The 14,724-nt window shown below is 68.6% G+C and carries 15 protein-coding genes; 7 read left to right on the forward strand and 8 right to left on the reverse strand.

What is annotated here, in order from left to right; genetic code table 11:
* Nucleotides 1-166 precede the first annotated feature (166 nt).
* Nucleotides 167-1,825 carry a catalase gene (locus ASG69_RS02865; RefSeq protein WP_056447318.1) on the reverse strand — a complete coding sequence of 553 codons (1,659 nt, stop codon included), beginning with the start codon at nt 1,823-1,825 and terminating at the stop codon, nt 167-169.
* A gap of 98 nt (nt 1,826-1,923) precedes the next feature.
* On the opposite strand from ASG69_RS02865, the gene ASG69_RS02870 reads away from it, so the two are divergent.
* On the forward strand, nt 1,924-2,391 hold the full coding sequence (locus ASG69_RS02870) for an NUDIX domain-containing protein (protein WP_056447321.1): 468 nt from the start codon (nt 1,924-1,926) through the stop codon (nt 2,389-2,391).
* 130 nt (nt 2,392-2,521) lie between these two features.
* Here ASG69_RS02870 and ASG69_RS02875 read toward each other — a convergent pair whose 3' ends face one another.
* Nucleotides 2,522-2,776, reverse strand: coding sequence for a hypothetical protein (locus tag ASG69_RS02875; RefSeq protein WP_027503971.1), 255 nt, complete (start codon nt 2,774-2,776; stop codon nt 2,522-2,524).
* A gap of 154 nt (nt 2,777-2,930) precedes the next feature.
* Here ASG69_RS02875 and ASG69_RS02880 point away from each other — a divergent pair, with 154 nt between their 5' ends.
* A complete protein-coding gene (locus ASG69_RS02880) occupies nt 2,931-3,905 on the forward strand; it encodes a hypothetical protein (protein ID WP_027503970.1) in 975 nt (324 codons plus the stop codon).
* Nucleotides 3,906-4,247: 342 nt separating this feature from the next.
* On the opposite strand, the gene nadE is transcribed toward ASG69_RS02880, so the two are convergent.
* A complete protein-coding gene (nadE, locus tag ASG69_RS02885) occupies nt 4,248-5,072 on the reverse strand; it encodes an ammonia-dependent NAD(+) synthetase (RefSeq protein ID WP_056447323.1) in 825 nt (274 codons plus the stop codon).
* A 108-nt stretch (nt 5,073-5,180) separates the two neighbouring features.
* On the opposite strand from nadE, the gene ASG69_RS02890 reads away from it, so the two are divergent.
* A complete protein-coding gene (locus tag ASG69_RS02890; protein WP_081821031.1) occupies nt 5,181-5,732 on the forward strand; it encodes a CinA family protein in 552 nt (183 codons plus the stop codon).
* Here the strand turns inward: ASG69_RS02890 and ASG69_RS02895 are convergent.
* The 5 genes from ASG69_RS02895 to ASG69_RS02915 all read right to left on the reverse strand — a co-directional run bounded on the left by ASG69_RS02895 (nt 5,712) and on the right by ASG69_RS02915 (nt 10,087).
* Complete coding sequence (locus tag ASG69_RS02895) at nt 5,712-7,061, reverse strand: PP2C family protein-serine/threonine phosphatase (protein WP_235578823.1); 1,350 nt, start codon at nt 7,059-7,061, stop codon at nt 5,712-5,714. The genes ASG69_RS02890 and ASG69_RS02895 overlap by 21 nt on opposite strands.
* A gap of 89 nt (nt 7,062-7,150) precedes the next feature.
* Nucleotides 7,151-7,660: an ATP-binding protein gene (locus ASG69_RS02900; RefSeq protein ID WP_056447326.1), complete on the reverse strand. Its 510-nt coding sequence runs from the start codon at nt 7,658-7,660 to the stop codon at nt 7,151-7,153.
* A complete protein-coding gene (locus tag ASG69_RS02905; RefSeq protein ID WP_051612937.1) occupies nt 7,657-8,049 on the reverse strand; it encodes an STAS domain-containing protein in 393 nt (130 codons plus the stop codon). The genes ASG69_RS02900 and ASG69_RS02905 overlap by 4 nt, the downstream gene beginning before the upstream one ends.
* A 185-nt stretch (nt 8,050-8,234) precedes the next feature.
* Nucleotides 8,235-9,473: a glycosyltransferase gene (locus tag ASG69_RS02910; protein ID WP_056447606.1), complete on the reverse strand. Its 1,239-nt coding sequence runs from the start codon at nt 9,471-9,473 to the stop codon at nt 8,235-8,237.
* Nucleotides 9,474-9,751: 278 nt separating this feature from the next.
* Nucleotides 9,752-10,087, reverse strand: a complete 336-nt coding sequence (locus ASG69_RS02915; RefSeq protein ID WP_056447328.1) for a DUF3140 domain-containing protein — start codon at nt 10,085-10,087, stop codon at nt 9,752-9,754.
* Nucleotides 10,088-10,205: 118 nt separating this feature from the next.
* Here ASG69_RS02915 and ASG69_RS02920 point away from each other — a divergent pair, with 118 nt between their 5' ends.
* The 4 genes from ASG69_RS02920 to ASG69_RS02935 are packed head-to-tail and all read left to right on the forward strand — an operon-like array spanning nt 10,206 to nt 14,718.
* Nucleotides 10,206-11,003 (forward strand): PIG-L family deacetylase, encoded by a 798-nt coding sequence (locus tag ASG69_RS02920; protein WP_056447330.1) that lies wholly within the window; start codon nt 10,206-10,208, stop codon nt 11,001-11,003.
* Nucleotides 11,004-11,054: 51 nt separating this feature from the next.
* Complete coding sequence (locus ASG69_RS02925; RefSeq protein ID WP_056447332.1) at nt 11,055-11,612, forward strand: 2Fe-2S iron-sulfur cluster-binding protein; 558 nt, start codon at nt 11,055-11,057, stop codon at nt 11,610-11,612.
* Nucleotides 11,609-12,628, forward strand: coding sequence for an FAD binding domain-containing protein (locus ASG69_RS02930; RefSeq protein WP_056447334.1), 1,020 nt, complete (start codon nt 11,609-11,611; stop codon nt 12,626-12,628). Before ASG69_RS02925 ends, ASG69_RS02930 begins: the two co-directional genes overlap by 4 nt.
* Nucleotides 12,625-14,718, forward strand: coding sequence for a xanthine dehydrogenase family protein molybdopterin-binding subunit (locus ASG69_RS02935; protein WP_056447336.1), 2,094 nt, complete (start codon nt 12,625-12,627; stop codon nt 14,716-14,718). The genes ASG69_RS02930 and ASG69_RS02935 overlap by 4 nt, the downstream gene beginning before the upstream one ends.
* The last annotated feature ends 6 nt before the right edge of the window (nt 14,719-14,724 follow it).

Raw genomic sequence — 14,724 nt, forward strand, 5'->3', positions numbered from 1 at the left:
AGAACAGGCTCCGCGTGATCGTCCTCGCGTCGGAATGAACACGTGTCTCGTCGTCACCGTGTTGATACGCACCACCTGCCTCGAGTTCGTCCTACGACCTGTTCGGCTTGCGTCTCCGACGATAACCCCGCGGAGTGACGCTGTCCACACCTGCGTCATGACGACGTCATCCGGCAGTCGTCGCGCGTTCGTTCGGGACGCAGTGCGTCATCTGCAGGTCGGCGACATCGCGGGGGCCGTTCTTCCCGAGATTCGCGCGCCGCCGGTCCTCCTCCTCCGACAGGGTCTGCGATGCGAGCGGTTCGAGTCCGCGGACGTCGTCGGCCGAGATGCCCAGCCCCTCTCCCACGCGGGCGCCGAGTTCGTCGTCGGCCATGAAGAAGTGCCAGACCATCCGCTCCTGCACCTCGCGCGTCGCCTCCGAGATGTTCGCGACGAGGTTTGCGACGAGGTCGTCCTTCTCCCACTGGTCCATCAGCTGGTACCGCTGACCGGCCTGCTCGTAGTCGTTGGTGCGATCGATCCGCTTGCGGGTGAGGCGGCCGTGGATCTCCGGACCCTGCTCGTCGTGCGTCGGGTACTCGGCCTCACGGAGACCGCCCGTGATGGAGGGCTCGTAGTTCACGTGCGGATTGCTGCCGGTGTTGTCCACCGAGTACTGCATCTGGCCGCCCTGCTGGTTCGTGGACACCCGCGCGTTCTTCGCCTGGTTGACGGGCAGCTGCAGGTAGTTCGGCCCCACGCGGTAGCGCTGGGTGTCCGAATACGAGAAGGTCCGGCCGACCAGCATCTTGTCGTCGGAGAAGTCCAGGCCGTCGACGAGCACACCGGTGCCGAACGAGATCTGCTCGTTCTCGGCAAAGTGGTTCGAGACGTTGCGGTCCAGCACCATGCGGCCCACCACCTTCGGCGGGAACTCGTTCTCCGGCCACACCTTCGTGTCGTCGAGCGGGTCGAAGTTCAGCTCGGGATGCTCGTCGTCGCTCATCACCTGCACGCGCAGTTCCCATTCGGGGAAGTCGCCGCGCTCGATGTGCTCGTACAGATCCTTGCTCGCGTGGCCCAGATCGTTCGCCTGGATCGCGGCGGCGTCCTCCTCGGTGAGCGACGCGACTCCCGCCTTCGGGATCCAGTGGTACTTCACCAGGTGAGTCTCGCCCTCGGCGTCGACCCACTTGTAGGTGTTCACTCCGAAACCCTGCTGCGTCCGGTAGTTGGCCGGAATCCCGCGGGGGGAGAACAGGTTCACGAGCATGTGGGTCGCCTCGGGCGTCTGCGACATGAAGTCGAAGATGCGCGCGGGCTCCTGCCGGAACGTCACCGGATCCGGCTTGAGCGAGTGGATGACGTCGGGAAACTTGATGGCGTCACGGATGAAGAAGACGCCCAGGTTGTTCCCGACGAGGTCCCAGTTGCCGTCCTCGGTGTAGAACTTGATCGCGAAGCCGCGGGGGTCACGCGCGGCCTCGGACGAATCGCGCCCGCCGATCACCGTCGAGAATCTGACGGCGAGGTCCGTGCGCTTGCCGGCCTCGGCGAACAGCTTCGCGCGGGTGTACCTCTCGATGGGTTCGTCACCCCACTTCCCGGTGGCCTCGAAATAGCCGTAGGCGACGGCTCCGCGGGCGTGGACGACGCGCTCCGGGATGCGCTCGCGATCGAAATGGCTGACCTTCTCGAGGAACTGGTAGTTCTCGAGGGTGGCCGGACCGCGTGAGCCCACGGTGCGCTGGTTCTGGTTGTCGTAGACGGGATGCCCTTGACGATTGGTGAGGAAGTCCCGGTCGTCTGCCGGTGTCGACCCCTGCGACGCGACGTCTGTCATGTGTCGGCTCCTTGACTGCTCTGTGGAACGGCCGCTTCGTGCAGCGGACCGCGTACCCGACACGATCGCGAGAAAACGTGATCCGACAGAATCCTGGAATGAGGACGAGTGCCGGTGTGCTGCTGTTCCGCGGGGGTGGGGGCGAGCTGGAGGTGCTGCTGGCGCATCCCGGCGGACCCTTCTGGGCGCGCAAGGACGCCGGCGCCTGGTCCATACCGAAGGGCGAGTACGACGCCGACACCGAGGATGCGCGCACAGCGGCGGCCAGAGAGTTCGCGGAGGAACTCGGGTCCCCGGTGCCCGACGGGGACTGGATCGATCTCGGCACGGTCGCGCAGTCCAGGGCCAAGTCGGTTCGTGCGTTCGCCGTGCGCGGCGAACTCGACCCCTCGACCGCCGTGAGCAACAGTGTGGAGATGGAGTGGCCACCCAGATCGGGGCGACGGCTGGTGTTTCCCGAGGTCGACCGCGTGGAGTGGTGTGATCGCGAGTCCGCGCGGCGTCGGCTGCTGAGCGGGCAGGTTCCGCTTCTCGACGCCCTCGACCGCCACCTCGAGCAGCTCTGAGGCGCACGTCGCGCGGGCGGAGAACCTGTGTGCAGAGATCCGCGGTGAACGCGGATCTCTGCACACAGACCGTCGACGCATCGCGGAGCGGACTGGTCGCCGACGTGATGAGACGGATCGCTCAGCCCACTCAGGCGGCGCCCTGACCTCCGCCGCCGCCCTCGGTCATGCCCTCGTCACGGTCACCGTCGGCGTTGCGGAACTCGTCGAGTGTCGCCTCCGCCGCGTCGCCGGTCTGTTCGGCGGCACCGTCGGAGGAATCGTGGAGATCGTCCTGATCCGGCCCGCCCTCACGCCGCTCGGGGATGTCTCCCGCCGCCTGCTTGGCCTCGTCGATCTTCTCCTGCACGGAGTCGAGCATCGTCTCGTCCAGTTCGTCGGCCATGAGAACTCCTTCGATCGCGGGGAATGTGCCTCGTCACACTGCGTTTTCCCCGTTGTACCGGCGGGTAACCACGATCTGTCACCGAACGACACGGAGCGGTCGTTCCGGCTGCTCTTGCACCGAGACTCAACTTCCATCACAGGGGGCACATCACATGGTCAGCACCACCGCACACACCGAACGGGCGACGCTCGTCGCCCAGCTTCGCGCTCTGCTCGCGCTCACCAACACCGAGGTTCAGGTGGCCGAGACCCGCGTCGCACAGGCTCGGACGGAAGCTGTCCGCGAGGAACTGCTGCAGAACGCGTCGAACGGACGCGATCGCGCTGCTCGCATCGATGCCGCCATTCGTGAACTCGGCGGCTTCCCCGGCGTCGTCGCACCCGTCGTCGGGCGCCTCACCGCGCTGCTCAAGGCCATCGGCGAGCAGGCGCAGCCGTTCGACGAGGCCCTTCTCGGCGATCTCGCGCTGGAGCACCAGCTGCTCGACCGCGCCCGTTACGTCAAGGCTCTCGCCACGACCGCGTCCACGCCGGGCGTCGTGTCGCTCGCAGACGATCTCGTGACCGCCCACACGGCGACCGTCGAGTGGCTCACCACCGTCCTCGCCGAGGACGCCCTCGGTGGACCGGCCGCACTGCGCCGCACGCCGATCCAGGCCGCCACCGGTGCTGCCGTGCGTCTCATCAACACGCCGGTCACCTGGTCGTCGCGAGGTGTCGACCGCGTCGTCGGCACGGCGAAGGACGTTCCCGCGAAGGTGTCCACCCTCATCGGCCGCGGCCAGCGCGCGACCGAACTGGCCGTCGACACTGTCACCGCGAGCCGCGACGCGGCACTCGAGACGGCCGAGGAGGTCACTCGTGACGGCGGCGCGACCGGTGTCGCCGACGCGATCCACCGCACCCGTGCGGCCGGCGGGACGCTCGAGGAGCACGAACTTCCCATCGCCGACTACGACGGTCTGAACGTCGCCGCAGCAGTCGCCGAGATCAAGGAACTGACCGATCCGGCAGATCTGCGCACCGTGGTCGCCTACGAGGAGCGCAACAAGAACCGCCACTCGGTGGTCTCCGCCGCGCAGACTCGTCTGGCAGCGCTGGCGAAGGACATCGTCGGCATCTCCTGATCCACTCACACGGAAGCCCCCGAGGATCATCGATCCTCGGGGGCTTCGTCGTTCGTCGGTCCGGTCAGCCCGCACGCCTGGTCGGGGTGTCGGCATGGTCCGGTCGTTCTCGGCGGGAGGGTGCCGAGTCGAGGGGAACCGGTCGTGCAGTCTCCGCTCCGCACCGTGCCATCACGGCCTCCCACCATTCCTGCCGCGGACCGGTCTCGGTCCAGACCACCGTGTCGATGTCCATCTGTTCATCTCCTGTCGAAACACCGGAATGCGTCGACGCCTCACTTCTCGAGCGCTGTGAGGGGGATTACCCGTTCGGAGCAGGATCACACCGACCGACCGAGACGGTCAGCGCCACCACGTCTCACTGGGGGTGACCGGAGTGGTGCGCTTGTGCCGGGTCTTGACGAACCAGTTCTCGATGGTGGCGGCGGCCTCGTCGGGCACGTCCTTGCCTTCGAGGTAAGCGTCGATCTGGGCGTACGTCACACCCAGTGCCTCCTCGTCGGGCAGCGCCGGCCGGTCGTCCTCGAGGTCGGCCGTGGGTACCTTCTTCCACGTGCTCTCCGGGGCACCGAGTTCGCGCAGCAGGGCCGCACCCTGGCGCTTGGTCAGGCCGGTCAGCGGCGTGAGGTCCACACCGCCGTCGCCGTACTTGGTGAAGAACCCCGTCACGGCCTCGGCAGCGTGATCGGTACCGACGACGAGCAGGTTCCGCTCGCCCGCGAGCGCGTACTGGGCGACCATCCGCTCGCGTGCCTTGATGTTGCCGCGAACGAAGTCGCGCAGTCGATCGACTCCGAGGGCCGTGGCAGCCGCCACGCCTGCGCCGTCCGCGGACGGCTTGACGTCCACCGTCACCGTGGTGTCGGGGCGGATGAAATCGAGCGCGATCGCCGCGTCGGCCTCGTCCGCCTGCTCACCGTAGGGGAGTCGTACGGCCATGAACGTCGCGTCGCCGCCGCCGGCGCGAACGCGTTCCGCGGCGAGCTGGCACAGGCGTCCCACGAGTGTGCTGTCCTGTCCGCCACTGATGCCGAGTACGAAGCCGGCAGTTCGGGTGGCGACGGCGTAGTCGGCGAGAAAGCCCACCCGCGTGTCGATCTCCGCTGCGGGATCGATGGTCGGACGGACCTCGAGTTCGGTTCGAATGGTGTCGCGAAGGCTTGGCATGACTCAACGCTAGCGCCGATCCTCCGCGCGTGCCGGGGATGTTTGTCACCGGACGGAGCGGGAAGGACTACCGGTCCGTGCAGCACTGAGAGAGGAAACGGAAGACACATGTCTCACCACGTCGAGACCGAGGAACTCATCGAGGGCGAGGCGGCCGAACCGGAGCAGCGTGTCGACACCGACGAGGATCTCGCCGAGCTCTGTTCGGAGATCGCGGAACTCGCACTCGAACGCGACCTCCGTATCGCCACCGCCGAGTCGCTCACCGCCGGGAACATCGCTGCCAACCTGGGCCGCGCGTCGTCGTCCGGAACGTGGTTCCGCGGGTCGATCGTCGCCTACGCCAGCGAGGTGAAGTACTCGCTGTTGCAGGTACCCCGCGGCCCCGTGGTGAGCGAGGAGGCCGCCACGGCCATGGCGAGCGGAGCGGCGTCGGCGCTCGGCGCGGATCTCGCCGTGGCCGTCACCGGTGAGGCGGGACCGGAGACGAACGAGGACGTGGAACCCGGAACGGTCTGGTTCGGCATCGCCGACCACGGGACGACCAGCGCGGAGCGCGTGGTCTTCGAGGGCGACCCGAAGGACGTCCTGGCCGCGACCATCGAACGCGCGCTACGCCTGCTGCGCGACCACGCCCGGTCAGGCGCCCAGCGCGAGTAGGGCGATGTCGTCGATCGGAGAGAGGTCGGGGATGAGGGCGACCAGATCCTCGACCATCTTCGTCGTGGACAGTCCGAGGCGGGCCTGCGTGAACTGCGCGAGACCGTCCTCGCCGAACATGGTGCGCCCGTCGGGACGTGCCTCGGTGATGCCGTCCGTGTAGAGCAGCAGTGTCTGCCCCTCCTGCAACCGGAAACTGCACGCACTGAAGGTCGCGTTCGGCAGAGCGCCGACGAACATGCCTGTACTGGAACGGATCTCGTGCACCTCGCCGCGAGCGGGATCGAGGAGCAGGGCGGGTGGGTGCCCGCCCGTCGCCAGTGTGACGCGGAAACCGCCGCGAGGATCCGGGGTGATCACACCGAACAGCACGGTGCAGAAACGCTGATGCGAGGTGTCCATCAACAACAGTCGATTGAGCTCGGCGAGCCCCTCCGTCGGATCGTCGTGGTGCAGCGCCGCTGCCCGCAGGGTGTAGCGGACCAGCGAGGTGACGGCCGCGGCGCCGGCACCGTGGCCCTGGACGTCGCCGAGGAAGAACGCCCACCGGTCCTTGCCCAGTGCGAAGACGTCGTAGAAGTCGCCGCCGACCTGCAGGGGTGACGAGGCGTGGTAGTGCGACGCGAGCGTCAGACCCTCGATGGTGGGAAGGGAGGGTGGGAGCAGCGTGCGCTGCAGCACGGCGGCGTAGTCACCGATGATCGCGGAGTCCGCCTCGGCGCGCGTGCGGAGTTCCCGCTCGGCGCGCACGGTGGTCGCGGCCGACAGTCGCAACTCGAACTCGTCCATCGCGATGTCGGCCAGTTCCATCAGGATGTCCGCGCGATCGTCGGACACCGTGCGCGGCACCACGTCGTAGACGTTGACCGTGCCGAGCCGAAAGCCGTCGGCGGTCACGATGGGGGCGCCGGCGTAGAAGCGGATGCCGAGATCGCCGCGGACGAAGGCACTACCGGCGGTGGCCGGGTTCGCCAGGGTGTCCGACGCGACGAACGGCCCGTCGTGCGTCATCGCCATCGTGCACAGGGCGTCGTGACGTTCGGTGTGGTCCGGGAGCCCGTCGCCGTAGGTGGCGGTGAACCGCACCAGGTCGGCATCGATGATGGACACGGACGCGTACGGCGCGTCGAACCAGCGGGCCGCGAGGCGGGCGATGCGGTCGAAGGCGCCGTCGGCGGCGGTGTGCTCGACGTCGTACCGGTCCAACGCGGCCAGGCGTGCCGCCTCGGCGGCCTGCGCGAGGTCGGGACCGAGATCGAGGGCATCGATCGCCGTTCTCGACGTGGCACGGCGCGGGGAGTCGAACGCGTGGGACGAGAGTGCAGTCACGAAGCCTCCGGTGAGACGAGAGCGGTAATGCTCTCCCCGGGGCTGGAGGAGGAGAGACTCACGGGGAGCCTCAGCAATCGCGTACGAGTCTACGAGACCTGATCGTCGGTGTCGATGCCGGATGTCGGTGCCACGTCCCATGCCATGGTCACGGTGGTGCCCGAGTCGGCGGACGACAGCGTGACGTCGTCCGACAGGGTCTCGATCAGCGGCAGACCGCGGCCACGGAGGGGCCCCGGCGACGAGTCGGACCACGTCCCGTGATCACGGACGGCGACCTCGAGCCGCGCGGAGTCGTAGGTGGCCTGGAGGTCGAAGACGCGTCGACCGGTGGTGGCGGCATAGGCGTGCTCGACGACGTTGGCCATCGCCTCGTAGACGGCGAGCACGATGTCGTACGTCCGCGCCGTGTCGAACGGCGTGTGCATCAACCACGCACCGAAGCGGACACGAGCGTCGGTGATGCGCTGCGGTTCGGCGTCGAGATCGGTGAGGGACAACTGGGTGGGGGGCTGGTGGTGCTCAGTCGTCGCGTCGTCGATCACGAGGGGAGGAGTACCCCACGCGTGCCCGGTCCTCACACCGGGAGCGCTGCTCATGCGAGGTCGTCGACGGGCGAACCGGACGTGGTGACGGCCGCGAGCGCCGCCTCGCGGGTGTCGAGCACGGGGAACGTCTCGTCGAGACCGACCAACTGCAGGGGGCGAGCGGTGGCCGCACCGCGGGCGACGACGGCGAAGGCGACGTCGTCGCCCACCGCCTGATGCGAGGTCACCAGCACGGTCATACCGGCCGACGCGAGAAAATCGACACCCGTCAGATCGATGATCAGCGCGCTCGACGCCGTGGTCCGTACGGCGTCCACCGCGTCCTGAAGAATCGGCGCGGTGGCCAGATCGAGTTCGCCCACGACTGTCAGGATCGCTGCGTCGTCGTGCCATTCGGTGTCGACACGGAATGCGTCCGTGGTGTTCTCGGCGATCGACATCGGATGTCCTGCCTTTCGGTGTTCGGTCCAGAAAGGCCATTCAAGCAGCCGAGTCCGACCGATGCCACACCGGCTCCGAGCGCCGGGTGGGGAGTTTGACGGGGTTTTTCCAGGGTATCGAGCCCCGATGAGCAGCATCGGTACGGACGGCCGACGCGTTCTCGTCGCGGGCTGGTGACAGGGCCTCACACCCGGTCCAGCTGGTCGTCCCCCGATACGTCCGCGGTGTCGGTGGAGGTCGGCTCCGGAAGCAATGACCGGTAGACCCGATCGGTGTCGACGGCGATCTGCTCCCACGAATACCGGGCGCGAGCGCGATCGGCGGCCGACATGCCGTAGCCGGTGCGTCGACCCTCGTCGTTCAGCAGGCGACGGACGGCGTCGGCGACGGCGGCAGGTGTGCGGCGATGGACCAGCACGCCGGTGACACCGTCCATCACGGTGTCGAGGAAACCGCCGACCGCGGTGGCTACCACAGGGATCCCGCACGCCATCGCCTCGAGCGGCACGATGCCGAACGGCTCGTACGTGGGAGTGCAGACCACGATGTCGGCGGAGCGGAGAAGGTCGGGCATCGCCTCACGGGAGACCTGCCCGACCAGGCGGACGCGGTCGGCCACACCGTGGGCGATCGCGATCTGCTTCAGGCGTCGAGCCTCGTCGTCGTTCGAGACGTCGCTGCGCTCGCCGCCGGCGATGATGAGGTCGGTGTCCGGAATCGACGCGAGAGCCGCGATCATCAGGTCGAAACCCTTGCGAGGCACCAGACGGCCGACCGCGACCAACCGCCGCCGTCGCGCGGGGCCGGGAGAGCTGACCGGCGCCGGCTGGAACTTCTCGAGGTCTACGCCGCACGGCACCACCGACACCCGTCGGCGCGGTATGCCCATCCGGACCAGTTCGGTGACCTCGTCCGAGCACGTCGCGACGACGTGATCGGCTCCGCGTGCGATGAGCCGCTCGATCTTGGGTCGGCTCGGCGGCGACGTGTCCCGCGTGCCCTGGTGCCGACGCTCGACCACACCGAGTGCGTGGAACGTCACCACGGTGGGAATCGCGAGCGGACGCGCCGCGAGCTGGGTCGCGAAGCCCGACATCCAGTAGTGGGCGTGGACCACGTCGGGTCGGTCTCGCGTCCAGCGCTCGGCCAGGTGCGAGGCGAAGTCGCCCATGTGGGGCAGTAGTTCGTCCTTCGGTACCGGCTCGGGCGGACCCGCTGGAACATGGACGACGCGGTAGCCCTCGTCGACGACGACCTCGTCGGGCTGTTCGCGCGAATCGCGTCGGGTGAACACCGACACCTCGTGGCCGCGGGCGACGAGGGCGACGGCGAGGCATCCGACATGGACGTTCTGCCCCCCGGCGTCGATACCGCCCGGCGCGGCGAGCGGGCTGGAATGTTCTGACACCATGGCGATGCGCATGAGGAATCCGTCCCTCGGATCGTGCGTTCCGAGTCGTCGCTGGTGACTGAACGACGTCTCGCTACTGTCGGTGGTGCAAGTCGAGGTCGGCTGGAGACCGGATCGGACAGAACGTCGGGCCCGCGGGTATGTCGAGAGCAGGCGGAAGTACGCGGGCCGTCGAACACCGTGAGTGATGAACACGCCGACGAGCTAGGTCGTGAATATCCCGAATCGAGAGAAGAAAACATCCGAACGCCGATCGGCTCCGAATGCCTGCTCCTCATCTGACGTGGGTGTCACTTCAGCGGATCGTGTCCCCAGTTCATCAGCGAGTAGCGCCACCGCGAGTGCTCCACGTCCTTCGAGGGGCCCTGGGCGCGATGTCGGTGCACGTATCCGACGACCTTGCGCATCGCGGCGACGTCGTCGTCCGTGAGATCGGATTTCTTCGTGTCCAGGATCGAGGTGATGCGCCGCCCCATCTCGTGCCCCGTCGACTCACCGTCCTTCGAGTCACCGACGGAGCGGGACTCGTCGGTCGTCAGCCAGTCCTCGAGCTCCTTCCGCGTCATGGTGACCGCGTCCTTCCAGTCGTCCCACACGTCGTCCACCGTCTCGTTCCTCTGCGTCATGACGCATCGCGTTCCCCGGAAGCGACGGCGACAATCACGATCTGTCGGCGCACCGACGCGGCGGGTCGACACCCGACGTGATCGAGCCCGCGCACCGCGCCCGTGCGACCATCTGCCGATGAGTGTGTTGGTGTGCTTTCATGCCCATCCCGACGACGAGGTGTTCGGCACCGGCGGGATCATGCGGTCGGCGGCCGACGCCGGCCACCGAGTGGTGCTGGTGACGGCGACGGACGGTGCGCTCGGTGAGGTGCCCGACGGCCTGTTGACCGAGGGCGAGTCGCTGCACGATCGTCGGCAGCGCGAGCTGGAGCGATCGGCCGAGGTGCTGGGTGCGCAGCGTGTGGTCCTGCTGGGATACGCGGACTCGGGGATGGCCGGGACCGAGGGCAACACGAACCCGCACGCCTTCGCCAACGTGGACGTCGAGGAGGCCGCTCGGCGGCTCGCGGACGTTCTCGTCGAGGAGCAGGCCCGTGTCCTGACGGTCTACGACTCGCACGGTGGTTACGGCCATCCCGACCACGTGCAGGTGCACCACGTGGGGGTGCGCGCCGCGGCCATCGCCGAGGTGCCGTTCGTCTACGAGGCGACGATGAACCGTGACCGCATGCGCGAGATGATGACGGCGAACCCCAACTGGGATCCGGGCGAGAACGAGGACGCCTCGCAGCTCGACATCGAGGCGTTCGGCCTGCCCGAGTCGGAACTCACCACCGCGGTGGACGTGTCCGGGGTCCTGGCCGCCAAGCGGGCGGCGATGGTGGTGCACGAGTCGCAGATCGGTGACTTCGGCCCGTTCATCCCCATGTCGGACGAGGATCTCGCGTCCGCGTTCGGCACCGAGTGGTTCCGACGCATCGTGCCCCCGGTCGACGCGCCCGGCGCCGTGCGTGAGAGCGCCCTGCCCCTGTAGTCCGGTGTTCCGGGGACGGTTTGACGGCGGGAGCGCAGGGTAGCCCGGAGTATGAGCCTCGCCACAGGAGATGTCGGAGTACGCCTCACGGTCAACGGCGAGGAGCACCGGATCGAGTGCGACGTCCGGACGACCCTCCTCGACGCGCTCCGTGAACGGCTCGGGCTGACCGGGTCGAAGAAGGGATGCGACCGCGGCCAGTGCGGGTCGTGCACGGTGCTGTCCGGTGGTCGGCGCGTGGTCAGTTGCCTGACGCTGGCCGTCGCGGCGCAGGACGACGACATCACCACCGTCGAGGGGCTCGCCGACGGAGAGGACTTGCATCCCGTGCAGGCGTCGTTCCTCGCGCACGACGCGTTCCAGTGCGGTTACTGCACCCCCGGTCAGATCTGCTCCGCCGTCGCTGTCCTCGACGAGGTGAAGAACGGATGGCCCAGCGCCGTCACCGAGGACCTCGACAGCGTGCCGACGGCTTCGGACGCGGAGATCCGTGAACGGATGAGCGGCAACATCTGTCGGTGCGGCGCCTATCCCAACATCGTCGATGCCGTGCGAGAGAACGTCGACGGCAGATCCGATCGGACGATGGAGACGGGCGCGGAACAGTGAGAACCTTCGCGTACGACCGTGCCGCCGACGCGTCGACCATCGCGTCCGCACTCGCCGAGGGGTCCACCCGCGTGCTGGCCGGCGGAACCAACCTCGTGGATCTGATGAAGCTGGGAATCGAGACCCCGGACCGGCTCGTCGACATCACGGGTCTGGCCCTGGCGGACATCGAGTGGAACGACGGCAGTGGCGGCGGGGTGCCGGGTCTGCGCGTCGGGGCCCTCGTTCGCAACAGCGATCTGGCCGCCGACCCCGTCGTGCGTTCGCAGTTTCCCGTCCTGTCGCGCGCCGTGCTCTCGGGTGCGTCTGGTCAACTGCGGAACATGGCGACCACAGGTGGGAACCTGTTCCAGCGCACCCGCTGTCCGTACTTCATGAACGTCGACACCGCGTGCAACAAGCGTGAACCGGGCTCGGGCTGCTCGGCCTTGAACGGCGATCGGCGCAACGCCGCGGTGCTGGGCGCATCGCAGCACTGCATCGCCACCCATCCCTCGGACATGGCCGTGGGTCTCGCAGTGCTCGATCCCACTGTCACCGTCGTCGGGACCGACGGAGTGCGCGAGATCCGGTTCGCCGATCTGCATCGGCTTCCCGAGTCCGCACCCGAACGCGATTCGACTCTGCGACAGGACGAGTGGGTGACACATCTCGACATACCGCCGCTTCCACCCGGTGCGCGCTCGACCTACCGGAAGGTGCGGGACCGTGCGTCCTACGCCTTCGCGAGGGTGTCGGTCGCCGCCGTCGTGGTCGTGGAGAACGGGGTGTTCACCACGGCGCGCATCGCGCTCGGCGGAGCTGCCCACAAGCCGTGGCGGGCCACGGTCGCGGAGTCCGACTTGCTCGGGGCGATCCCGTCCCGGAGCGGCGTGATCGCTGCGATGGAGCACGAGCTCGCGGCGGCACACACGTTCCCCGACAACGACTACAAGCTGTCGCTCCTCGCGTCGACGGTGGCCTCCACCGTGATGTCCCTCGCCGACGCGGCCGCAGACGAGGCGGCCACCCGATGACCGTCACGGGAACACCGGTCGCGCGGCTCGAGGGCCGCGACAAGGTCACCGGAGCCGCTCGGTACGCGGCGGAGTACCGGGACGTCGGCGGAGAACCGGCCCACGCGGCGATCGTCGTCGCCGCCGTTCCGGCGGGGCGCGTGCTGGACGTGGACCGCGCCTCGGCGCTGACGCTTCCGGGTGTCCTCGCCGTGCTGTGGCACGGCAACGCTCCGACGCTCGGGTCCGCCGGGGACGGCGAGTTGCAGGTGCTCCAGTCCGATGTCGTCGCCTACCGCGGGCAGATCGTCGCCGTGGTCGTGGCGGAGACGTCGGAGCAGGCGACGTACGCGGCCTCCGTTCTGGACGTCACGTACGAGAGTCGACAGTGCGACAACGAATTACGAGAGCATCACCCGGGCATCTACGCACCCGAGCAGGTGAACGCGGGCTTCGACACCGATGTCGTCACCGGGGAACCGGAGCGGCGCTTCGAGGAGTCCGCGGTGCGCGTCGACGTCCGTTACACGACGCCGCCCGAACACAATGCGCCCATGGAACCGCACGCGTCGATCGCCGCGTGGAGCGAGGACGGGTCGACCCTCACGGTCTGGGACTCGACGCAAGCGCCGTCCGGAGTGGCCGGAGATCTCGCCGATCTCTTCGGCGTCGACTCGGACGCCGTGCGCGTCATCGCCCGGCACGTGGGCGGCGGCTTCGGATCGAAGGGGAGCACCCGACCGAACGCTGTCGTGGCTGCCATGGCGTCGTCCGTCGTGGGTCGGCCGGTCTCGTTCCCGGTCCCACGTCGGTCGACCTTCGACTTCGTCGGCTACCGGACGCCGACGATCCAACGGGTCCGACTGTCCGCGGACGCGAACGGCTCGATGACGGCGTTGCTGCACGATTCGCTCCAGCAGACCTCCACCGTGATGGAGTACGTGGAGCAGACCTCCGAGGGCAGTCGCCACGTGTACGACATCGACGACGTCTCGACCACGCACCGCGCGGTCGCACTGGACGTCGGGACACCACGCTGGATGCGCGCTCCCGGTGAGGCGCCCGGCATGTTCGCCCTCGAGTGCGCGGTCGACGAACTGGCCCACGCGCTCGGAACGGACCCCGTCGAGTTGCGGCTGCGGAACGAGCCGTCGGTCGACCCCGCGGACGGGGACCCCTACAGCTCGCGGACCGTCCGCGCCGTGTTCGAGGAGGGCGCGCGACGCTTCGGCTGGTCCGGGCGCGACCCGCGGCCCGCGGTGCGCCGCGAGGGGCGCACCCTCGTCGGCACCGGTGTCGCGATGGCGACCTACCCCGCGATGACATCGCCGAGCACGGCGCGGGCGACCGTCCGCGACGACGGGACGGTCGACGTGTCCGTCGCCGCGTCGGACATCGGTACCGGCGCCCGAACGGTGCTCGCCCAGATCGCAGCCGACGCGCTGGAGGTCGCGCTGGACCGGGTCCACATCCATGTCGGGGACAGTGCGCTGCCCACCGCGCCCGGCGCGGGCGGGTCCTCGGGCACGTCGTCGTGGGGCTGGGCGGTGACCAAGGCCTGTCGTGCGCTGCGCTCGGACGGAGACCTCTCGCCGGGTGCGACGGCCACCGCGGACACCACCGACGACCTCGAGGAGCGTGCGGCGCTGGCGCGGCAGGCGTTCGGCGCCCATTTCGCCGAGGTACACGTCGACGTCGACACGGGGGAGGTCCGGGTGACGCGGATGCTGGGCGTCTTCTCCGTGGGGCGCGTACTGAATCCTCGGCTGGCGCGCTCACAACTCCTGGGCGGCATGGTGTTCGGTATCGGCATGGCACTCATGGAGGAGGGCATCGTGGATCGTCGGCACGGCGGCTTCCTCAACGCCGACCTCGCGGAGTACCACCTCCCGGTGGACGCCGACGTCGCGGACATCGAGGCGATCTGGGTCGAGGAGCACGACGACGCTCTGAATCCGATGGGCAGCAAGGGGATCGGTGAGATCGGCATCGTGGGGTCGCCCGCCGCCATCGCCAACGCGGTGTTCCACGCGTGCGGTGTCCGGGTGCGAGACCTGCCCATCACTCTCGACACCCTGATCGAGCGGATGGACCCCGCGCTGCGCCTGTGACCGCCC

Source organism: Rhodococcus sp. Leaf225 (genome assembly GCF_001426145.1).
Lineage (GTDB): Bacteria > Actinomycetota > Actinomycetes > Mycobacteriales > Mycobacteriaceae > Rhodococcoides.